The organism is Stenotrophomonas terrae (genome assembly GCF_039674165.1).
In the GTDB taxonomy this organism is placed as follows: domain Bacteria; phylum Pseudomonadota; class Gammaproteobacteria; order Xanthomonadales; family Xanthomonadaceae; genus Stenotrophomonas; species Stenotrophomonas terrae_A.
Map to the genome: position 1 here is coordinate 42,041 of NZ_JBDJMY010000003.1, position 20,643 is coordinate 62,683.

17 protein-coding genes are annotated in these 20,643 nt (G+C 64.0%); 3 read left to right on the forward strand and 14 right to left on the reverse strand.

What is annotated here, in order from left to right; all coding sequences use genetic code 11:
• Positions 1 to 8: 8 nt before the first annotated feature.
• Positions 9 to 2,075 (forward strand): carbon starvation CstA family protein, encoded by a 2,067-nt coding sequence (locus ABE493_RS02115; RefSeq protein ID WP_346496819.1) that lies wholly within the window; start codon positions 9 to 11, stop codon positions 2,073 to 2,075.
• Positions 2,075 to 2,299, forward strand: a complete 225-nt coding sequence (locus ABE493_RS02120; protein ID WP_057626620.1) for a YbdD/YjiX family protein — start codon at positions 2,075 to 2,077, stop codon at positions 2,297 to 2,299. The genes ABE493_RS02115 and ABE493_RS02120 overlap by 1 nt, the downstream gene beginning before the upstream one ends.
• A 163-nt stretch (positions 2,300 to 2,462) precedes the next feature.
• On the opposite strand, the gene folK is transcribed toward ABE493_RS02120, so the two are convergent.
• The 13 genes from folK to ABE493_RS02185 all read right to left on the reverse strand — a co-directional run bounded on the left by folK (position 2,463) and on the right by ABE493_RS02185 (position 16,938).
• The gene (folK, locus tag ABE493_RS02125; protein WP_346496821.1) at positions 2,463 to 2,945 is read right to left on the reverse strand and encodes a 2-amino-4-hydroxy-6-hydroxymethyldihydropteridine diphosphokinase; all 483 of its coding nucleotides are present in this window, start codon (positions 2,943 to 2,945) and stop codon (positions 2,463 to 2,465) included.
• A 116-nt stretch (positions 2,946 to 3,061) separates the two neighbouring features.
• Complete coding sequence (locus ABE493_RS02130; protein WP_346496823.1) at positions 3,062 to 4,579, reverse strand: response regulator; 1,518 nt, start codon at positions 4,577 to 4,579, stop codon at positions 3,062 to 3,064.
• 6 nt (positions 4,580 to 4,585) lie between these two features.
• Positions 4,586 to 5,026: a response regulator gene (locus tag ABE493_RS02135; RefSeq protein ID WP_057627162.1), complete on the reverse strand. Its 441-nt coding sequence runs from the start codon at positions 5,024 to 5,026 to the stop codon at positions 4,586 to 4,588.
• Complete coding sequence (locus ABE493_RS02140; protein WP_346496826.1) at positions 5,023 to 6,840, reverse strand: sensor histidine kinase; 1,818 nt, start codon at positions 6,838 to 6,840, stop codon at positions 5,023 to 5,025. The genes ABE493_RS02135 and ABE493_RS02140 overlap by 4 nt, the downstream gene beginning before the upstream one ends.
• A 201-nt stretch (positions 6,841 to 7,041) precedes the next feature.
• Positions 7,042 to 7,956: a phosphogluconate dehydrogenase (NAD(+)-dependent, decarboxylating) gene (gene gnd, locus ABE493_RS02145; protein WP_346496828.1), complete on the reverse strand. Its 915-nt coding sequence runs from the start codon at positions 7,954 to 7,956 to the stop codon at positions 7,042 to 7,044.
• The gene (locus tag ABE493_RS02150) at positions 7,868 to 9,223 is read right to left on the reverse strand and encodes a hypothetical protein (protein WP_346496830.1); all 1,356 of its coding nucleotides are present in this window, start codon (positions 9,221 to 9,223) and stop codon (positions 7,868 to 7,870) included. The genes gnd and ABE493_RS02150 overlap by 89 nt, the downstream gene beginning before the upstream one ends.
• The gene (locus ABE493_RS02155; protein ID WP_346496832.1) at positions 9,220 to 9,768 is read right to left on the reverse strand and encodes a DUF2242 domain-containing protein; all 549 of its coding nucleotides are present in this window, start codon (positions 9,766 to 9,768) and stop codon (positions 9,220 to 9,222) included. The genes ABE493_RS02150 and ABE493_RS02155 overlap by 4 nt, the downstream gene beginning before the upstream one ends.
• Positions 9,769 to 9,904: 136 nt before the next feature.
• Entirely contained in the window at positions 9,905 to 12,076 is a 2,172-nt protein-coding gene (locus ABE493_RS02160; RefSeq protein ID WP_346496834.1) for a carboxy terminal-processing peptidase, read from the reverse strand.
• Positions 12,077 to 12,295: 219 nt separating this feature from the next.
• A complete protein-coding gene (gene lipA / locus ABE493_RS02165) occupies positions 12,296 to 13,306 on the reverse strand; it encodes a lipoyl synthase (protein ID WP_057627157.1) in 1,011 nt (336 codons plus the stop codon).
• 16 nt (positions 13,307 to 13,322) lie between these two features.
• A complete protein-coding gene (gene lipB / locus ABE493_RS02170) occupies positions 13,323 to 14,024 on the reverse strand; it encodes a lipoyl(octanoyl) transferase LipB (RefSeq protein ID WP_346496837.1) in 702 nt (233 codons plus the stop codon).
• A complete protein-coding gene (locus ABE493_RS02175) occupies positions 14,012 to 14,290 on the reverse strand; it encodes a DUF493 family protein (protein ID WP_057627155.1) in 279 nt (92 codons plus the stop codon). The genes lipB and ABE493_RS02175 overlap by 13 nt, the downstream gene beginning before the upstream one ends.
• A gap of 158 nt (positions 14,291 to 14,448) precedes the next feature.
• Positions 14,449 to 15,426, reverse strand: coding sequence for a CsgG/HfaB family protein (locus ABE493_RS02180; protein WP_057627203.1), 978 nt, complete (start codon positions 15,424 to 15,426; stop codon positions 14,449 to 14,451).
• Positions 15,427 to 15,681: 255 nt separating this feature from the next.
• A complete protein-coding gene (locus ABE493_RS02185) occupies positions 15,682 to 16,938 on the reverse strand; it encodes a CsgG/HfaB family protein (protein WP_346496839.1) in 1,257 nt (418 codons plus the stop codon).
• 302 nt (positions 16,939 to 17,240) lie between these two features.
• Here ABE493_RS02185 and ABE493_RS02190 point away from each other — a divergent pair, with 302 nt between their 5' ends.
• Complete coding sequence (locus ABE493_RS02190) at positions 17,241 to 18,290, forward strand: lipid A deacylase LpxR family protein (protein WP_346496841.1); 1,050 nt, start codon at positions 17,241 to 17,243, stop codon at positions 18,288 to 18,290.
• A 1,054-nt stretch (positions 18,291 to 19,344) separates the two neighbouring features.
• Here the strand turns inward: ABE493_RS02190 and ABE493_RS02195 are convergent.
• Positions 19,345 to 20,559, reverse strand: a complete 1,215-nt coding sequence (locus ABE493_RS02195) for a D-alanyl-D-alanine carboxypeptidase family protein (RefSeq protein WP_346496843.1) — start codon at positions 20,557 to 20,559, stop codon at positions 19,345 to 19,347.
• Positions 20,560 to 20,643 lie beyond the last annotated feature (84 nt).

Sequence of the window (20,643 nt, forward strand, 5' to 3'; positions counted from 1 at the left end):
GCAACTCGATGAAAGGTTTTTCAAAAGCCGGATGGGCGCTGCTGTCCCTGATCGGCGCATTCTGTCTAGGCGTCGTGGCGCTACGCCGCGGCGAACACATCAATGCCCTGTGGATCGTGGTAGCAGCGGTATCGCTGTATCTGGTGGCCTTCCGCTACTACGGCCTGTTCATCGCCAACAAGGTGCTGGGGGTTGATCCCACCCGCGCTACGCCGGCAGTGCTCAACAACGATGGCCTGGACTATGTGCCCACCAACAAGCACGTACTGTTCGGACACCACTTCGCCGCAATTGCCGGTGCAGGCCCGCTGGTGGGCCCGGTGCTTGCCGCCCAGATGGGCTATCTGCCCGGCACGCTATGGCTGATTGCCGGCGTGGTGCTGGCCGGTGCGGTGCAGGACTTCATGATCCTGTTCATCTCGACCCGTCGCAACGGCCGCTCGCTGGGTGACCTGGTACGCGAGGAGATGGGCCAGGTGCCTGGCACCATCGCCTTGTTCGGCGTATTCATGATCATGATCATCATCCTGGCGGTGCTGGCGATGATCGTCGTCAAGGCATTGGAGGGCAGCCCCTGGGGCATGTTCACGGTGATCGCGACCATGCCGATCGCCATCTTGATGGGCGTGTACATGCGCTACATCCGGCCGGGCAAGATCGGCGAGATTTCAATCGTTGGCCTGATCCTGCTGTTGGCTGCCATCTGGTACGGCGGCAAGGTTGCCGCTGACCCGGTGATGGGCCCGATGTTCACCTTCACCGGTATCCAGATCACCTGGATGCTGATCGGCTACGGCTTTGTCGCCGCCGTGCTGCCGGTGTGGCTGCTGCTGGCCCCGCGCGATTACCTGTCTACCTTCCTCAAGATCGGCACGATTGTCGGTTTGGCGATCGGCATCCTGATCGTGATGCCGGAACTGAAGATGCCGGCACTGACCCAGTTTGCCGATGGCACTGGCCCGGTGTGGAAGGGCAGCATGTTCCCGTTCCTGTTCATCACCATTGCCTGCGGTGCGGTGTCGGGCTTCCATGCACTGATCAGCTCGGGCACCACGCCCAAACTGCTGGCCAATGAAGGCCATGCCGCCTACATCGGTTACGGCGGCATGCTGATGGAATCGTTCGTGGCAATCATGGCCATGGTCGCCGCTTCGATCATCGAGCCGGGCATCTACTTCGCCATGAACAGCCCGGCCGCCATTATCGGCACCGACGTGGTCCATGCTGCGCAGGTCGTGACCAACTGGGGCTTTGCCATCACCCCGGAACAGTTGACCGCAACCGCTGCGGAGATTGGTGAAAGCACCATCCTCTCGCGTGCCGGTGGCGCGCCGACGCTGGCCGTTGGTATCGCGCAGATCCTGCATGCAGTACTGCCGGGCGAAGGCATGATGGCCTTCTGGTACCACTTCGCCATCCTGTTCGAAGCACTGTTCATCCTGACCGCTGTGGACGCGGGCACCCGTTCGGGCCGCTTCATGCTGCAGGATCTGCTGGGCAACTTCGTGCCGGCCCTGCGCCGCACCGACTCGTGGGTGGCCAGCTTCATCGCCACCGGTGGCTGCGTGGCGCTGTGGGGTTACTTCCTGTATCAGGGCGTGACCGATCCGCTGGGTGGCATCAACATGCTGTGGCCGCTGTTCGGCATCGCCAACCAGATGCTGGCCGGCGTGGCACTGCTGCTGTGCACCGTGGTGCTGTTCAAGATGAAGAAAGACAAGTACGCCTGGGTGCCGCTGGTACCGGCCATCTGGCTGCTGATCTGCACTACCGCAGCAGGCTTCATCAAGATCTTCTCCGACATCCCGGCAGTGGGCTTCCTGGCCCAGGCGCACAAGTACCGTGACGCCATTGCCGCCAAAGAACTGCTGGCACCGTCGAAGAACTTCGACCAGATGCATCAGGTGATGGTGAACAACTACATCAACACCGCCCTGACCGCGCTGTTCCTGTTCGTGGTGTTTGCGGTGCTGGTGTATTCGGTCAAGACCATCGCCGCCGCACGTCGCTCGCCGACGCGCACCGACAAGGAAACGCCTTATGTGGCATTGAAGCCGCACGAGGTCGATCTGTAATGGGCACCGAGCTGGTCCCCGTCGGCCAGTACCAGACGTTCCGCCGCACCTGGCGGCGTCTGGTGCAGACCGCGCGGCTTTGCTGCGGCGTGCCGGACTACGACAACTATGTCCGACACATGCGCGAGAAGCATCCTGACCGTGAGGTCATGGATTACAAAACCTTCTTCCGCGAACGTCAGGAAGCCCGCTTCGGCGGCAGGAGCGGCTTCCGCTGCTGCTGAGGCACCGGGAAGAAAAACAAAAAGGCGGCGCCAATGGCGCCGCCTTTTTTTTACCTGTAGTGCCGAGCCAAGCTCGGCAGAGGCTTTGCGAGCGAACAGCCAACCCCTCCCCAGCCCTCCCCTTGCCTGCGGCAAAGGGAGGGGGCAGAAGCGTAGTGCCGCGTTACAGCTCGACCGTGTCGAACGTCTGCCCGTACTGCGGGTGCTGCTGCCACATCTGCTGCAGGCTCAAGCCACGTACCGGGTCGACGAATTCCGGGGCGATGTCCGCCAGCGGCTTCAGCACGAAGGCATGCTTCAACTCGGGCCGCGGGATGCGCAGATGGCCGGGGCCTTCCACCACCAGGTCGCCGTAATACACCACGTCGATGTCCAGGGTACGGTCGCTGAAACGCGGACCGGAACGGTCGCGACCATGCGCGTCTTCCACCGCGTGCAACCAATCATCCAACTCGGCCAACGGCAGCTCGGTATCCAGCATCACTGCGTTGTTGAGGAAGTCCGGGCCGTCGAAACCCACCGCGGGCGTGCGGTAGGCCGGCGAGACGCTGATCGCGCCGAAACGTTCGCGCAATACGGCAACCGCCGCTTGCAGGTAATGCTGCGGTTGCAGGTTGCTGCCCAGGCTGAGAAGCACAGTGGTCATGAGTTGGTTTGCCTGCGGGCCCGCCCGCGCCACGGTGGACGAGCTTGAGCACCGCAACGTAGGGGGGCGCACATGATAGGCCAGCGGCCGCCAAGCCGCACTGCCAACGGCCTGTTTCAGCCCACCCCAAGTGCGTCGGCAACGGCACGAAACACCCGCTGCATCTCCAGGGGCTTGGGCAGCACATGCACGCTGATGCCCGATGGCGCCTCACCGTCGGCGAAGGCCGGTGCATTGGCGTCCTCCAGCACGATCGCCGGGCCGCGATAGCCCATGGCCTGCATCTCCGCCAGCAACTGGCCCGCCGACAGCAATGGGATGCCGCTGTCCACCAGCACCACGTCCGGCAGCCCTGCCTCCTGCAGATGCCGCATCGCCACCGCGCCATCGCTGGCCAGGCGCATGCGATACCCCTGGCTGGACAAGGCGTTGCCCAGCAGCGACAACCGCGTGGCTTCGTCGTCCACCACCAGCAGGCGTTCGCCGTGACCGACCCGATTGCTTTCCACCGGCTCGGCATCTTCTTCGCCGCTGCATTCAAACATCGGCAACAGCAGTTCGAAGGTGGTGCCTTCGCCGAGCTGGCTCTGCACCTGGATCTGCCCACCGATGCTTTCAACAATGCGATGGCAGGACACCAGGCCCAGCCCGGTGCCGTCGGACTTGGTGGTGAAAAACGGGGTGAACAGGCGCTTCACCGTGGCCTCGTCCATGCCGATGCCGTCATCACTGACACGGATGCGCACCTTGTCCTCGTCGCCAGCGACACGTTCGGCGATCAGGCTCAACTTGCCGCCGTCCGGCATCGCCTGGATGGCGTTGAGCGCAAGGTTCAACAGCACCTGCTGCAGCTCGGTGTAGTTCGCCTCGATCGCAATGCGATCGTCGGATACTTCAAGGTGCAGCTCGGCGTTGCGCGGCAGGCTGCTCTTGAGCAGCATCCCCACGGCCTGGAACAGGCGCTGCAGCACGATGCGTTCGCTGGGCTGGCGTGAGCCGCGCACGAAGGACAGCATCGATTCGACCATCTCATGGCCGCGACGCCCGCATTCGGCGATGACATCGGCCAGACGAATGATCTTGGGGTCGTCGCTGCGATCGCGGATCAGATCCGGAATGATCAGCAGCGGCTGCAGGATGTTGCGCAGGTCATGACTGAGCCCGGCGGCAAGCAGGGCCAGGCTTTCCAGCCGCTGCGCACGCATCAGCTCATCTTCCACCCGCAGGCGCTCGCGCTCGCTGCGGGTTTCACGCACCAGCCGCGCTACCGCCGAGGGCAGCCGCGCCGGCTGGTGCTTGATGATGTAATCGTTGGCGCCGTGCTGCAGCGCCTCCACTGCGGTCTCCTCACCCATCGTGCCGGAGACGAAAATGAAGGGCACGCTGGGGTGCAGCTCGCGCAGGATGTGCAACGCGTAATAGCCTGAAAACCCAGGCATGCTGAGGTCGGACAGCACGATATCCGGCATCCAGGCCTCCAGCGCGCTACGCATCGCCGGCTCATTGTCGACCCGCTCGAACTCGATCTGCAGACCAGCCTCGAGCAACTGGTCGACAACCAGCTCGGCGTCTTCGGGCGAATCCTCCACCAGCAGGATACGCAACGGCCCCAATGGCGTTCCCTTGTTCGGCATCTGCGTTTACTCGCTGTCCGCTGCCTGGTTGATCAGTGCCCAGAACGTACCAATCGTTTTCACTGCCTGGAAAAACTGTTCAAGATCGACCGGCTTGACCACATAGGCATTGACGCCCAGGTCCCAGCTGCGGGCCAGGTCGCTCTCCTCGCGCGAAGACGACAGGATCACCACCGGCAGCCGCTTGAGGTCTTCATCCGCGCGGATCAGCCGCAGTACTTCCAGGCCGTCCATGCGCGGCATCTTGATATCCAGCAGCAGCACCGCCGGCAAGCCCTCCTCGCGCTGCGCGAACGCCCCGCGCCGCAGCAGGAAGTCCATCGCTTCCACGCCGTCCTCCACATGCACGATGGGATTGGCCAGGGGTGCATCACGCAGCGCGTCGATCGCCATCTCGGCATCGGCTTGGCTGTCTTCGGCAATCAGGATGGTGCGCAGGGGACTCATTCCACGGTGTCCTTGTTGGATGTTTCGGGTGTTTGAGGAACAACGAAGCTGAAGGTGGCGCCCTTGTCCACCTGTGCGTCCGCCCAGATGCGACCACCGTGGCGGGTCAGCACACGGCGTACGCTGGCCAGGCCGATACCGGTACCGGGGTATTCGGACGCCTTGTGCAGGCGCTGGAACACACCAAACAGCTTGGACGCGTACTGCATGTCGAAGCCGGCACCGTTGTCGCTGACACTGAACTGGTGGCTGCCGTCAGGCAGCTGCTTTGCCGACACCTCGATGACCGCCTTGTCGCGGCTGGCGGTGTACTTGACCGCATTGCCGAGCAGATTCAACCAGACCTGGCGCAACATGTTTTCATCGCCGATCAGCACCGGCAACCTGCCTATCTTCCACTCCACCTCACGCAGCTTGCCGTCGGCCCCGGCCTCGTTCTTGAGGTTGGAGTCCAGCAGCGCGCGGGTATCGGCCACCAGCGATTGCATGTCCACCCGCTGCAGACGCATCGCGCCACGGCCCAGCCGCGAGTAGACCAGCAGGTCATCGATCAAGGCCGCCATCAGCTGCGCGGAGCTGCTGATCACGTCCAGATAGTGCTGGGTCTTGGTGTCTACCGCCTCGCCCAGGTGCCGCCCCAGTTTGTCGGAGAAGCCGGCCACATGGCGCAGCGGCGCGCGCAGGTCGTGCGAGACCGAGTAGCTGAAGGCTTCCAGCTCGCGGTTGACGTCGGCCATCTGTTCGACCTTGCCTTCCAGCTGCCGGTTCAGCTCCTCCACGTGCTGTTGCACGGCACGCTGCAGGGTGATGTCGCTGACCGTCATCAACACCACTTCATCACTGGCATCGGGCAAGGCCATGCGCCGGGCATTGATCAGCATGGTGCGGTTGATGCCATCCACGCTGCGTTGCTGGTGCTCGAAATCCCATAGTTCGCGCCCACGCAGCAGTACATCGGCCAGCCGCTGGCGCACCAGTGGGTCGTCCCACGCGCCGTCGCCGATATCCTGCAACTGACGCTGGCTGATATCGGCCTCCTCGACGCCGTACATTTCCGCGAAGGCGGTGTTGTGCAACAGGATGCGCAGCTGCCCATCCAGCAGCACGATCGGCTCACGCACGGTCTGCAGCACCGCGCTGGCGCGGGCGCTGGCCTTGCTCAGGCGCAATTCGATATCGGCGCGGCTGCCGATCTGCCGCTGCAACAGCCACAACACCAGCCCCAGCAGCAGCAACTGCACCGCCAACGCGGTCCAGGTCACCATCGATGCCATCCGCTGCTGGCGTCGGGCCTCGGCAGCGCGCTCGACCAGCAAGGCGTCCTCGTGCTGCTGCAGTTCCAGCACCAGTTGCCGGATCGGGTACTGGAACGTCATTTCCTCGATCAGCTCGCGCTGGCGCGGCGTGTCGGTGCTGGCCGCGATCTCCTTGGCCAAGGCCATGCGCCGTTCCAGCATCGACTCCATCTTGCCGATGCGCACAAGCTGCTCGGGGCTGTCACTGACCAGCCGTGCCAGCTCGTGCAGGTTGTCGCTGATGCTGTCGGCGGTATGCAGGCGTTGCTGCAATGCCTGCGAGTTGATGCCCTTGGACAAGGTCAAGGCAGCCGACTCCACATCGCGGATGTCGGCTTGCAGGTTGTACAGGCGCGCGCCCACCGCCTGGGTATGTGCCACCCAGTTGGCAGCGTTGACGCTGTCGGCGGTCAACCGTTGCAGGGTCAAGGCCGGCACCACGATGATCAACAACGCGGCCAGCCCCAGCCCCAGCAAGCGCCAGCGGCTCCAGTCATCATCGGTCAATCGTGTTGCCATCCCTTGCCCTGCATGCTGACGGGCCGCCGCGCTTGGCGGCAGCCCGGTGTTCGTCGACGGAGCGACCCGGGGTCAATCGATGACTGCGTGACCAGCACGACAGCATCGCTGACTGTCGGCCAAGGATTGCACGAATACGTGTACCCGTGCACTCCCCATTAACATGACCTGTGCGACCCACCGCGCACCCGCCGTGACGCCTCAGCCCGCCCCCCCCGCCGGCTTGATTGCATGCCCGCCAAACTCGTTGCGCATCGCCGCCAGCATGCGGTCACTGAATGAATTGGACTGCCGTGAGCGCAGCCGTTCCAGCAGCGACAAGGTGATGACCGGCGCCGGCACATCCAGCTCGATGGCCTCGGCGACGGTCCAGCGGCCCTCGCCGGAATCCTCCACATACGGGGCGATGCCATCCAGCGCAGGATTGCCCTGCAGTGCATCGGCACTGAGGTCCAGCAACCACGAACGCACCACGCTGCCATGCCGCCAGACCTCGGCCACCTGGGCCAGGTCCAGATCGAACTCGGCCTTCTTGTCCATCAGCGCGAAGCCTTCGGCATAGGCCTGCATCATTCCGTACTCGATACCGTTGTGGACCATCTTGCTGAAGTGGCCCGCACCCACCGGGCCAACATGCGCCCAGCCACGGTCGGCCGCCGGCGCCAGCGCCTTGAACAGCGGCGCCAGCCGGTCAACCGTTGCAGCGTCACCGCCTATCATCAGGCAGTAACCCTCCTGCAGCCCCCATACCCCGCCGCTGGTGCCGCAATCGACGAAACCCACGCCGGTGGCGGCAGCACGCGCGGCGCGCTGCTGCGATTCGCGGTACCAGGAGTTGCCGCCGTCGATCACCACATCACCCGGTGCCAGCAGCGGCAGCAGTTTGTCCAGGGTGGCATCCACCACCTTGGAAGGAACCATCAACCACAGCGCGCGCGGCGCCGGCAAGGCCTGCACCAGCGCCTGCAGGGCGTCCACCGTGGCGATGCCGTGCTCGGCCACCTGCGCCCGTGCCTGCTCGCCCGGGTCAAAGCCGGTGACCGCAATCCCGGCACGCTGCAGACGTTGTGCCATGTTGGCGCCCATCCGACCCAGCCCGATCATTCCCAATTCCATGCTGAAGCTCCTCCGACGGTAGTAAAGATGCTGCCGTGCAGGCCCGTAGACGGGACTGCAACCAGCGTTGGTAAATAGTGGTGTGCAGGTTGTGCAGGACCAGTTCGATGACGAACGGCGTGCGCGGATTGCGGTCCAGCAGACGCACGATGTGATACCCCAAAGGACGCACGCCCTGGTGATGCACGTAGAGCATCAGTTCGCGATACACCGGGTCGGCAAGCACCGCTTCCATCTGCGCCAGCACCGCCTGTTGCGATGCGGGCAAGGCCGCACGCAGGGCCTGGTCGCGCGTGTACAGCAGCCGTTCGAAACGCCGCCAGCCCTGCCCCGGCATCTGCTGGGCAAGCTCCCATAACTGTTTGTTGAGCGCATCGTAGTGGGCAAAGCCGCCCACTTGCGCCAGCGCCTGGGCCGCGTCGGCGCTGATATCGGTGATGACGAAGTTCTCGGCCTGGTTGTTGATGTCATCCAGATAAGCGGCGTCGAAGGCATGCACCACGTAACCCGGCACACCCATGAATGCCTGCCGGCCCAACGCCGAGGTGCGTACCGCCTTGCCATCGGCAAACAGTTCCCCTGCACTGCTGCCCAGCAGGATGCTCTGGGTGTCGTGCAGGCTCAGGAAGGTGCCGATGGACAGCTCACCGGAGACAAACGCGGTATCGAAGGCCGCATCGCCGAACAGTTCGCGGATCGTCGCCAGCTGCGCCACCTGCCGCCCCACTCCGCATTCGGAGCGCACACGGCCGGAATAGAACGCCTCCATCGCCACTGAATTTGATCCATGTGGCGCATAGCCACGGCCAAAGCTGCGGAAACCCTGCCAGCCCTGCGCGCGCGCGCCGCGCACACCGAACCCGATCCAGCCCAGCTGCAAGGCCGAGAAGCGATAGCCCGGGTTGTCCTGCAGACGGGTACTGGCGGTGCGCGCGGCCTGGCCCAGCTCGAACGCATAGGCGCAGATGCTGGCCGGCTGCTGCAACACCTGCGCAGCCAGCTGCTCCCGCTGCGCCTCGCTGTAAGCGCTGGGTACCTGCAGGCGCAGATCACCATGCGCCTGTGCATCGGCAAGTGACGCACGCCGGCAGGGATCACCTGCGCTGATCTGCACTGCCTGCTGCGTTGCCGTGCTCACCTGCCAGCCCAGTTGTTGCAGCACCGCCATGTTGCAGCCGGCATTGGCCAGCAACGGGGCTGTCATCAACGCCGCCCCCAGCACCGCCCAACGCTTGGCCCGCCGCACCGCGTACCGGCCAAACCTCATCGAGCCGGTTCCGCCATGGCTGCCGGCGCGGCCTGGTCCACGTAGTACTGCAGACGGCCGAAGAAATTGCGGTAGAACTGCGCGTCCTGCACGGTGCGGCTGGCGACCCGCACCAGCGAATCATCATTGCTGCCGAACGGCAGCGATACCGAGCCCAGCGCGCCGACGCCTACACTGGCCGAGGTTGGCGATTTCTTCAGGGCATAGCGGTCCTGCACCGCGCTGACGAATACCTGCGCCTTGTCGGCGCCCTGCGCGGCACACGACACGCGCAGTACCAGCTGCTCGTGCACCTCGTCCTTGGGCTGGAAGTTCTTGTTGCCTTCCACATTGCCTGCGTCGGCACGGCTGATCGCATAGCCCTGACCGAGCAAGGCGCGGCGCGCGGCCTCGCAGGCCTGCGCCGGGGTGGCATCGATGCTGCGCGTATAGGTATCGCCGGAATCGAATGACTCACGCAGCAGGCTGCTGTCAGCGGCTTTGCCACCGCAACCGGCCAGCAGCAGACTGATGGCGGCCAACGCAGGCAGCGGATATCGGCGCATGGGCGTCTCCACAGTGAGCGAAGACCCACAGCATAACGCCGCCAACGTAGGGCTACGTTGACGGCGTTGAATGCGTGCAATCCCTGTTGTCGCTGCGCTCAGCTGGGCTGTGCGCAGCGCTGGCGGCGAGTGCCGCTCAGTCGGCCCAGCGGCCGGGACCGGTGGACTGCGGCAACACCTGTGCCGACAGCGGGCGGTCTTTTTCCAGCACGTTCACGGCATCGGCCAGGATCGAAGCCGACTCCTTCAACAGCGGGTCCGGACGCTTCTCGGCGGCTTTCTCGCGGGCGGCATCCTTGACGATGTCACGCTCGTTGCCGGTCAGGCCGTCGTCGGTGCTGTCCTCGGCCAGCGGATCCAGCGGCAGGCCCAGCTCCTTGCGGATCTGCTGACGCTGCTTGCGCTGCGTTTCCTGCTTGTCACGCTCGGCGCGACGTTCGGCTTCGTTGAGCGAAACGTACTTCTTGGCGGCCTCGGTGCGGAACTGCTGCACGTCCTCTTCCCACCACTGGAACTCGCGGTCGGCGCGGATGCGGGTGTCGTGCAGGGTTTCCAGACGCGGCACGATCGGCGCGAAGTTGCCGTACTGGGTATGCGGCACGGCGGCGATGCGGGTCCACGGCAGCGCGTTGTCGTAGGTGCTCTCGCCAAACTCGCTGGCGTCGACGCTGGCCGGGAACGCCAGGTCCGGCACCACGCCCTTGTGCTGGGTGCTGGAGCCGCTGACGCGGAAGAACTGGGCGATGGTCAGCTTGACCTGGCCAAAGCGCTCTTTCTCGCTGGCCGGCCAACGGTCCAGCGGCACCACGTTCTGCACGGTGCCCTTGCCGAAGGTGGTTTCACCGATTACCAGGCCACGACCGTAGTCCTGGATGGCGCCAGCGAAAATCTCCGAGGCCGAGGCCGAACCACGGTTGATCAGCACTGCCAGCGGGCCGTCCCAGGCCACAGCCGGGTTGCGGTCGCTGTTGACGGTGACGCGGCCGCCGGATTCACGCACCTGCACCACCGGGCCCTGTTCGATGAACAGACCGGTCAGTTCGATGGCTTCATCCAGCGAGCCACCACCGTTGTTGCGCAGGTCCAGCACCACGCCGTCGAGCTTGTCGGCCTTGAAGCCGGCCAGCAGCTTGGCCACGTCGCGGGTGGCCGAGGCATAGTCGGCGGCGTTGCGGCGGCGGCCTTCGAAGTCCTGGTAGAAGGTGGGCAGCTTGACCACGCCGATGCGGCGTTCCGGTGCGCCAGCGGCGCCGGGGATGGTCATGGTTTCGCCCTTGGCGGCCTGCTCGGACAGACGGATCTTCTGCCGGGTCAGGGTCAGCATGCGGTGCTTGCCATCCACGCCTTCGGCGGCCGGAATGTATTCCAGGCGCACCTGGGTGTCCTTGGCGCCACGGATCTTGGCCACCACATCGTCGATGCGCCAGCCGATCACGTCTTCAACCGGGCCGGAGCGGCCCTGGCCGACACCGACGATGCGGTCGCCGGCCTTGAGCGTGCCGTCCATCGCCACCGGACCACCGGGCACCACCTCACGGATCACCACCATGTCGTCCTGGCGCTGCAGCTGGGCACCAATGCCCTCCAGCGACAGCGACATGGCCTGGTTGAAGTTCTCGGCCGTGCGCGGGGTGAAGTAATCGGTATGCGGGTCAACGGCGCTGGTGTAGGCGTTCATGTAGAACGAGAACACGTCCTCGCCCTTGAGCTCGTTGATGGTCTTGAGCAGGGTGTCGTAACGCTTGTCCAGGGTCTTGCGGATATCCGCAGCCGGCTTGCCGGCCAGCTTCAACCGCAGCCAGTCGTTCTTGACCGACTTGCGCCACAGATCGTCCAGTTCGGCGTTGGTCGCCCACGGCACGTCCTTGCGGTCGTAGTTGAAGCGTTCTTCAATGGTGAAATCCGGCTCCTGCCGGAGCAGGCGGCGGGCGTAGGCCACGCGCTCACCCACCCGCTGGCGGTACACCGCGAACACCTGGTAGGCCGGGTCCAGTTCGCCCGAACGGATGGCCTCACCGGTCTGTGCCGCCAAGGGCGCGAAACGATCGACGTCCTCCTTGGTGAAGAACTGCTTGCCGCTGTCCAGCGACTCCAGGTAACGCTTGAACACGTCCTGCGAGGTCGCCGCATCGAGCTGACGCGGACGGTAGGCATAGCGGCTGTCCGACAGCAGGCCGTACACCAGCTTGGAGGTGGTGGCCTGGTCGACTGTCGCTGCCGAGGGCAGCGCTGAATCGGCGCGCGCCAGCAGGGCGGCGGGAGCGGTCAGCGCGAAAGCCAGCAGGAAAACGGGAACTCGGTAGTTCATCAAAGTACTCGTAGCACCGAACGTTGGGGGGAGACTGCGGGCAAGTACGACATGCCGACAGTGCCGAAAGTTTCGACACTTGTCACCTTGCTCAGTGCCAGAGTAGCCGCCGGCCCGTAGCAGTTTGTGAATCGCTGCAGAGGCACCGCCGCTGCGGCTATCGGTTGGGACGCGATCCCGGCTGCGGCAGTGCGCCGCAGCGGGATGCTGTTGCGTGGTTCAGGCGCCGACGCCGGCACCGGCCGCCTGCTGGTCGGCGTGATAGGACGAGCGCACCATCGGCCCGGAGGCGACGTGGCTGAAGCCCAGTTCATAACCGTAATCCTCGAACGCCTTGTATTCCTCCGGCGTCCAGTAACGCAGCACCGGGTGGTGGTGGGCGGTCGGCTGCAGGTACTGGCCGATGGTCACCATTTCCACGTCGTGCGCGCGCAGGTCACGCAGGGTTGCCTGCACCTGTTCGAGGGTTTCGCCCAGGCCCAGCATGATGCCGGACTTGGTCGGCACGTCCGGGTGCTGTGCCTTGAAGTTCTTCAACAGGGTCAGCGACCACTGGTAGTCCGCGCCCGGGCGTACGTTGCGGTACAGGTCCGGCACGGTTTCGATGTTGTGGTTGAACACGTCCGGCGGGTTCTGCGCCAGGATTTCCAGCGCGCGCTCCATGCGGCCCTTGCCACGGAAGTCCGGGGTCAGCACTTCGATGCGGGTGTTCGGCGACTTTTCGCGGATGGCGGTGATGCAGTCGACGAAGTGCTGGGCACCGCCGTCGCGCAGGTCATCGCGGTCGACGCTGGTCACCACCACGTACTTCAGGCCCATGTCGGCCACGGTCTGGCCCAGGCTGGCCGGCTCGTTGGCGTCCGGCGGCTTGGGCCGGCCGTGGGCCACGTCGCAGAACGAGCAGCGACGGGTGCAGACTTCGCCCAGGATCATGAAGGTGGCGGTGCCGTGGCCGAAGCATTCGTGGATGTTCGGGCAGCTGGCTTCTTCGCACACCGTGACCAGACGGTTCTCGCGCAGCTTGGCCTTCAGGTTGGCCACGGCATTGCCCGAAGGAATGCGTACGCGGATCCAGGAAGGCTTGCGCAGCACCGGCGCGTCGGCGAACTGCACCGGCGAGCGGTTGATCTTGTCACCGCCAAGCTGTTTGACACCGGCCTGCAACGGCGCGGACGGGACGTCGCCCTGCACGACCTGCAGGGGAATGGAGCGCGTGGTGGTTTCAGTCATGGCGTTATCAGCGGTCTCAGAGCCGCGTAGTCAGATCGGGCAGTTCGGGCGTCGGCTGCAAGGCCAGACCGAACTGCTGGGCCAGATGGGACAGCAGCACGGTTTTGACCGCTTCTATGCCCGAAGGGCCGCCCAAGTCTAGCACCGAGGTCACCTGCATCCCGGCGTAGCCGCAGGGGTTGATGCGGTGGAAGGGTTCAAGATCCAGCGACACATTGAACGCCAGACCGTGGAAACTGCAGCCGCGGCGCACGCGGATGCCGAGCGCGGCGATCTTGGCGCCGCCCACGTAGACACCGGGCGCGCCGTCCAGGCGTTCAGCGCCGATGTTCCATTCGTCCAGGGTGTCGATGATGGCCTGCTCGATGCGGCACACGTAATCGCGCACACCGATGCCGAGCCGGCGCAGGTCCAGCAGTGGATAAACCACGATCTGGCCGGGGCCGTGATAGGTCACCTGGCCGCCACGGTCCACATGCAGCACCGGGATATCGCCCGGCGCCAGCACATGCTCATCCTTGCCGGCCTGGCCCAGGGTGAATACCGGGTCGTGCTCGACCACCCACAGCTCGTCGGTGGTGCCGTCACCACGGGTGTCGGTGAACTGCTGCATGGCGTGCCAGACAGGTTCATAGCCCTGCCGGCCCAGATCCCGCAGCAGCGCCGGCCGCGTGGTGCTGGCCGGCGTTTCTGCAGCGCATGCGATTACAGCGTCCACTTCACTTCCGGGTGGTCACGCATCACGGCGTGGGCGGCGTCGTACTGCTCGCGGCTGTCGGCCTTGAAGGCGATGCGCACCGAGACGTACTTGCCGTTGGAGGATTCTTTCCAGCTGATGCGCTCTTCCAGTACCTCGATACCGGCGCCTTGCAGCAACTTGGGCAGCTCAGCTTCCAGACCGATGTTGGCCGCGCCCATGGCGCTGAGCTCAAAGGTGCCGGGGAACTGGAAGCCGTGTTCAGGGTTGTCAGACTTGATTTCCATGCCGCCATTATCGGGGCGAACGCCCACAAACCCAAGGCCATACCCGGATTACAGCCTTCCATGCGAGCCCACCTGTAGTGCCGAGCATGGCTCGGCACTACCGGTTCCAGAAACCAGAAAGGCCGCTTGCGCGGCCTTTCTGTGGGGTAAACCCAGGCTTACTTGGACAGCTGCAGCAGGGTGGACGACACCCAACCGCGGTTGCCCAGCTCGTCCTCGACTTCCCACATCACGCCTTCCTTGGTGCCGGTCGGGTACAGCATCATGCCCGGGTCCAGGGTACGCACCGGCGCACCGGTGCCGCGGGCGTTGGCCAGCAGACGACCAGCACGGGTCACCGTCACTGCCTGCTGCGCATTGGCCGCGGACGCATTGTCCGGCAGGCCGCCGAGCTGGGCGATGATGTCGGTATAGGCCTGCAGATAGGCCATGGTGATGACCTGGCCGATTTCGGTATTGGCATAACCGCCAACGCCGGCTGCACCCAGGCCGCTGCCGCCGAACAGGCCGCCGCCGGCACCGAAGCCCATGTCGCTCTTGCGCGCCGAACCTTCGGAGATGGCTACCTGCTCCGACGAACGCACGTCGGTCACAGTCAGCACCACGTCGGCGGTCTTGCTGGTGAAGTTCAGGCCACCCACCAATGCACCGGCGCGGCCACCGATCAGGCCACCCAGCAGGCCACCAATGGCATTGCCACCGGCATTGCTGTTCTGCGAGACCAGATCCGGAATCATCACGTAGTCAGCGGCCTTGATCTGGCCCTTACCGACGTTGGAACGACCACGCAGGTCGCCACTGGCCGCCAGCTCACGCTCGAACTGGCCCGCCGCCATGCCGGCGCCACGGTCCACCAGGGTGAAACAACGCGAACGGTTGACGAAGGCCTTGATCAGGCGCGACGGCGCCGGCAACTGCTGACCGGTCCACCAGTTGGTGGAGTCTTCCGGCTCGATCACCGACAAGGTGCCGATCGGGCGCTGACAGGTTGGAATCTGTGCGGCAGCCTGTTGGCGCTGTTCCTGCGCCTGGGTGCCCTTGGCCTTGAATGCTGCCTGGGCCGGCTGGCTGCTGACAGCCGCAGCAATACCCAGAGTAATGACCGCTGCAGTGAGCGGCGAAAAAACGTTACGCATCTGATGCTTCCCCATTAACCTGCACCTTACGAGGTGCGTTCCATTGGCTTAGAGACCTTGCGGTAAGACTCTGTCCCTGATGTTACCTAGCAGACGAGCACGGTCCGGTCCGCCGGAATCCTAACCCAGACAGGCGTCAGGATAAATGGCGTTTTTGTGAGCCGGTTCCTTTATGGGGGCCAAACACCGCTCCTCGGGCACCCAGAACTGTCCCGAAAGGGCCGCAGGGCTCCCCTGCGACCCTTCGCGCGGCGCTTACTGCGCGGTTTCCACCGCCGCCGCCGGCACCCAGCCCTTGTTGCCCATCTCGTCCTCGACGCTGAGCATGCTGCCCTCGGCGCTGCCGGTGGGGAACAACAGCATGCCGGCCTTCAACTCAGCCACCACCGCGGCCTGGTTGCTGGCGCCGGACAGCAGCCGCGCCATGCGCCGCAGGACCAGGGTTCCACCGCTGGCCAACTGCTGCACGGCGGCTCCCGGCTCAGCGGCAGCAACCGCAGTTTCCACACCAGTCGCCACCACCGGCGCGGCGGCTACCAGTGCTGCCTGCACCACCGGCGCCACCAGCGAAGGCGCAATCTCCTGCAGTGCGGACTGCACCGGTGCAGCCTGCCGCAGTGCCGCCTGTACTGGTGCAACCTGCTGCAGCGCTGCCTGTACCGGCGCGACCTGCTGCAGCGCGGCCTGTACCGGCGCAACGTGTTGGAGTGCCGCCTGCTGCGTTGCGGCCATCAACGAGGCCGGCTGCCCCTGGATTTCATGCTTGCGGCGATTGATCTGGGTGACCATGCGCGAGAACGCTTCCTCGTAGGCCTCCTTGATCACCTTGCCGATCTCGGTGTTCTCCCAGCTGCCAACATTCGCCCGGGCCGCGCCCTGCACATTGGAAGCGGCCACTGCCGCAGCCCACGCCTTGTCGGTGATCTTGGCTTCACCGCTGACGCTGATCAGCTGTTCGGAAGTACGCACGTTCACCAGCGTCAGTACCACTTCGGCGGTCTGCTTCTGGGTGGACAACTTGCCCGATATACCCAGGGTGGCGATGTTGAGCATTCCGCCCATCAAGCCGCGCTTGGATCCGCCACTCGAAGCGCTGCCACCGATGTTCATGCCACCGGCATTCGGGTTCTGCGAGACGATATCGGGAATCAGCACGAAATCAGCACCGCGCATCTGCCCGGCACCGATGTTCTGGCCTTCCTGCAGATGGCCACCGGATGCCAACTCACGCTCGGCCTGTGCGGCGGCAAAACCGACACCACGATCGAGTACGGTGAAGCACTTGGAGTCATTGACCAATACACGCAGCATGCGTGTGGGTGCCGGCAGACCGTATGTTGCCCATGCGCCGAGACCATCGTCGGGTTCAACAATGCGCAGCGAACCGGCATTGACCTGGCAATTGCCGAACATGCTGCTGATGAAGGCGTGGCTGGGCGCGCTATAGGCTGCTGATGCAATGGCCAACGCGCCTGCGGCCCAAAGCTCGGGCCGACGGATCAAGTACTTCATGTTTTTCCCCTGTATCGCTTCCGTGCTGGTAGCGGTGTTGCTGATGACGAGTGCGCCGCGCAATGAAAAGCACAGCAATTCACGCAGTAATCACACTCCTGAATACGCAAGCCTAGCTACTGATGCATAGCGCTTGCAAGTGTCCGAGTAGGTTCGTCACCACTCTTACGTTTGCTCAGTGCGCACCTGCGAAAAAAAATCCACCGCCTCACTTACAACAATCTGTCCGTTCGGTAGCGATATGCCTGCCAACAACCCGCTACTAAGCTGCATGCCAAATTAGCTGGCATTGAGGCTTGGTCATGAAATCCGGTGTCGGACTGCTGTTGTTGATGGCAGGAGGAGTAGGTTCCATACCTGCATTTGCGACGGAACAGTGCGCACAAAGTGCCTTGCGTGATCACCCACCGGCAATCAATATCCGCATCGACAATGACATGCTGGGCGGCGCACAGCAGGACCAGGGCTACACCAACGGCGCGATGTTGACGCTGGTATCACCCAACCTGCAGGACTACACCGACGACCCCTGCCTGCCACGCCTGGCACGATGGATGAACCGTCATCTGGAACGCCTGCATCCGGGCGAATTCCAGCAGCAGAACATGATTTTCAGCTTCGGCCAGGGGCTGTACACGCCTACCGACAACACCCGCAGCGAGCTGATCAAGGACGACCGCCCCTATGCGGCCGCGTTGATGGTCAACTTTGGCTACAACGCGCGCAACGAAGATCACCTGCGCACCACACAACTGGCGGTGGGCATGATTGGCCCCTCGGCCCAGGGCAAGCAGGTGCAGGACGCCGTCCACGACGCACTGGGTGATGACAAGTTCATGGGCTGGCGCAACCAGCTGCACGACGAACCGGTGTTCAAACTGTTGCATGAGCGCATGCAGCGCTGGCCCGCCGAAGCCAACAGCAGCGGTTGGGGCTGGGATGCGATCAGTCATTGGGGCGGCGCCATCGGCAATCTGGCCACCTATGCCAATGCGGGTGGCGAAGTACGTTTTGGCTGGAAGCTGCCAGATGATTTCGGCAGTTCACCGATGCGGCCGGCCGGCGAAAACACCGCCCCTACCCGTCGCGGCCGCGCAGAAGGCTGGTCCAGCCATGTATTCGTGACCAGCGACGCACGCTGGGTAGTGCGTGACATCACCTTGGACGGCAACACCTTCCGCAACAGTCACAGCGTGGACAAGCGTTCATTCGTCGGCGACATCGGCTATGGCGTGGCAGTGATGCGAGGCAAATGGAAATTCGCCCTGGCCCGCTACCACCGCAGCCGCGAGTTCGACGGACAGAAGGAAACACCGGTATTCGGCAGCTTCACCATCAGCCGCACGCTTTGATCGTAATGGCGTTGCCATGCACGGGTGAGCACGTTGAGAGCGCAAGCCAAAGCGCCCTCACCCCAACCCCTCTCCCGTAAACGGGAGAGGGGCTCGCATTACGTCGGCGGCCAGTGCATTAACCCCTCTCCCGTTTACGGGAGAGGGGTTGGGGTGAGGGCGCTTTGGCTTCGGCTTCGGCTTTTGCTTCGGCTTCGGCTTCGGCTTCTGCTCTCCAGCTTTTGACGTACCGGGTCCCCTTCCGCAGCGACGGAGCTGGCAGACAAGACCCCGCACGGGGCGACGCACACGGATGTGCGTCGTTTTTCGACGATACAAGGATGTATCGTCGAAAAATCCTGCCAGCGGAGTGGACCCGCGCCGCGCAGCGGCGTGGGCGCGGAGGCAGGGTGTGCTTTCTTTGGGCCACCTTTCTTTGCACAAGCAAAGAAAGGTGTGCTCGCGCGCGGTAGGCGGGCGAAAGCCCTTGATCTTGATCTTGATCGCGACTGCAGCTGCGGCTAAAGCAATAGCGAGGGCAAGGGCAAGGGCAAGGGCAACAACAAGAGCTTTCTCTCCCCTTCGGGGAGCGAGTTACTTTTCTTTGCTTGTGCAAAGAAAAGATAACCAAAAGAAGAGCTCTTCAACAGCCGAATGGCTGGTCAAGCACACCCTGCCTACGCGCCCTCCGCGCTGCGCGCTCCAGGTCCACTCCGCTGCCGGGATTTTTCGACGAGACATCCTTGTCTCGTCGAAAAACGACGCACATCCATGTGCGCCGCCCCTGCGGGGTCCTATCCGTCAGCTCCGTCGCTTCGGAAGGGGCCCAACAAGTCAAAAGCCAGAGCAACAGCAACAGCAACAGCAAAAATCAAAGCCAAAGCCAAAGCCAAAGCCAGAGCCAGAGCACCCCTCCCCAACCCTCCCCTTGCCTTCGGCAAAGGGAGGGAGCTGAGCGGCCGGCGCGGCGTCACTCAGCAGACAAAACAAAAGCGGCGTCACCGCATCCCTTCGACCCGAACCCCAGTCGACAGAACACCGCAACGCCGCTCGGCCTTTCAGCCTGTGAAAGCCCTTATTCGGACTTCCACCACATCATGAAACCGTCCCACAGACGCTTGAAGAAACCACCCTCTTCCACCGCCTGCACAGCCACCAGCGGCGCCTCCGCAACTACCTTGCCGTCCAGCGACACCTTGACCGTACCAATCTGCTGACCAGCTGCAATCGGTGCCACCAACTCCTTCGGCACGTCCATCGACGGCTTCAGATCGTTGTAACGACCGCGCGGCACGCTTACCAGCATCGGCTGCGCCACACCCAGCTGCACCTCATCGGCCGCGCCCTTCCACACATGCTGCGTGGTCACCGCCTTGCCCGGCTCGTACATGCGATGGGTTTCGAAGAAACGGAAACCCCAGTTCAACAAGGCCAGGCTGTCATTGGCGCGCTGCTTCTCGGAAGCGCCCCCCATCAGCACCGCCACCAGACGCTGATCACCGCGCTGCGCCGAGCTCAGCAGGCAGTAGCCAGCAGCCGAGGTATGACCGGTCTTGATGCCGTCAACGCTCTGGTCGCGCCACAACAGCAGGTTGCGGTTCGGCTGGGTGATCTTGCCTACCGTGAATTCCTTGATCTTGTTGTACGCGTAGGTTTCCGGGTAATCGCGCACGAACGCGCGGCCCAGCAGCGCCAGATCGTAGGCGCTGGACTGGTGGCCCTCGGCATTCAGACCGTGCGCGTTGACGAAGTGCGAATCCTTCATGCCAATCTTGGCCGCGTAGCTGTTCATCAGCGCGGCGAATGCTTCCTGGCTGCCGGCTGCATGCTCGGCCAGCGCAATGGCTGCGTCGTTGCCGGACTGGATCGCCATGCCCTTTTCCATGTCTTCCAGACGTGCAGTCTGGTTGACCGGGAAGCCGCTGTAGCTGCCGTCGGTGCCTGCGCCGCCTTCGCGCCAGGCGCGCTCGCTCATCATCACCTGGTCATCAGGCTTGATCTTGCCACTCTTCATTTCCGCAGCCAGCACATAGGAAGTCATCACCTTGGTGATGCTTGCCGGCGGCAGCGGCGCATGGATGTTCTCGCCGGCCAGCACCTGGCCGGTGGCGTAATCCATCAGCACCCATGCGGTGGCCGTGGTCGGAACCGGTGCCGGCGGCGTAGCCACCTGGGCCGGAGCGGCAGCAGCGGCCGGGGTGGGCATCGGCGTTGGGGTGGGCGTCTGGGCGGAGGCCAGACCCACGGCGAGCGTGGTGGCCAGAGCGGCGGCGGCAAAACGGAATTTCATCGGAAAACGGTTCCTGATGGACGAGGAAGAAAAATTCGGGAGGTCATTGTAGGGCGACGCCAGCCAGGCGGCGGCACCCCGGTA

Bases quoted from the DNA above. Each gene is read 5' to 3' on its own strand.
- ABE493_RS02115 (WP_346496819.1), top strand. From the start codon at position 9: ATGAAAGGTTTTTCAAAAGCCGGATGGGCGCTGCTGTCCCTGATCGGC.
- ABE493_RS02120 (WP_057626620.1), top strand. From the start codon at position 2,075: ATGGGCACCGAGCTGGTCCCCGTCGGCCAGTACCAGACGTTCCGCCGC.
- folK (WP_346496821.1), bottom strand. From the start codon at position 2,945: ATGACCACTGTGCTTCTCAGCCTGGGCAGCAACCTGCAACCGCAGCAT.
- ABE493_RS02130 (WP_346496823.1), bottom strand. From the start codon at position 4,579: ATGCCGAACAAGGGAACGCCATTGGGGCCGTTGCGTATCCTGCTGGTG.
- ABE493_RS02135 (WP_057627162.1), bottom strand. From the start codon at position 5,026: ATGAGTCCCCTGCGCACCATCCTGATTGCCGAAGACAGCCAAGCCGAT.
- ABE493_RS02140 (WP_346496826.1), bottom strand. From the start codon at position 6,840: ATGGCAACACGATTGACCGATGATGACTGGAGCCGCTGGCGCTTGCTG.
- gnd (WP_346496828.1), bottom strand. From the start codon at position 7,956: ATGGAATTGGGAATGATCGGGCTGGGTCGGATGGGCGCCAACATGGCA.
- ABE493_RS02150 (WP_346496830.1), bottom strand. From the start codon at position 9,223: ATGAGGTTTGGCCGGTACGCGGTGCGGCGGGCCAAGCGTTGGGCGGTG.
- ABE493_RS02155 (WP_346496832.1), bottom strand. From the start codon at position 9,768: ATGCGCCGATATCCGCTGCCTGCGTTGGCCGCCATCAGTCTGCTGCTG.
- ABE493_RS02160 (WP_346496834.1), bottom strand. From the start codon at position 12,076: ATGAACTACCGAGTTCCCGTTTTCCTGCTGGCTTTCGCGCTGACCGCT.
- lipA (WP_057627157.1), bottom strand. From the start codon at position 13,306: ATGACTGAAACCACCACGCGCTCCATTCCCCTGCAGGTCGTGCAGGGC.
- ABE493_RS02175 (WP_057627155.1), bottom strand. From the start codon at position 14,290: ATGGAAATCAAGTCTGACAACCCTGAACACGGCTTCCAGTTCCCCGGC.
- ABE493_RS02180 (WP_057627203.1), bottom strand. From the start codon at position 15,426: ATGCGTAACGTTTTTTCGCCGCTCACTGCAGCGGTCATTACTCTGGGT.
- ABE493_RS02185 (WP_346496839.1), bottom strand. From the start codon at position 16,938: ATGAAGTACTTGATCCGTCGGCCCGAGCTTTGGGCCGCAGGCGCGTTG.
- ABE493_RS02190 (WP_346496841.1), top strand. From the start codon at position 17,241: ATGAAATCCGGTGTCGGACTGCTGTTGTTGATGGCAGGAGGAGTAGGT.
- ABE493_RS02195 (WP_346496843.1), bottom strand. From the start codon at position 20,559: ATGAAATTCCGTTTTGCCGCCGCCGCTCTGGCCACCACGCTCGCCGTG.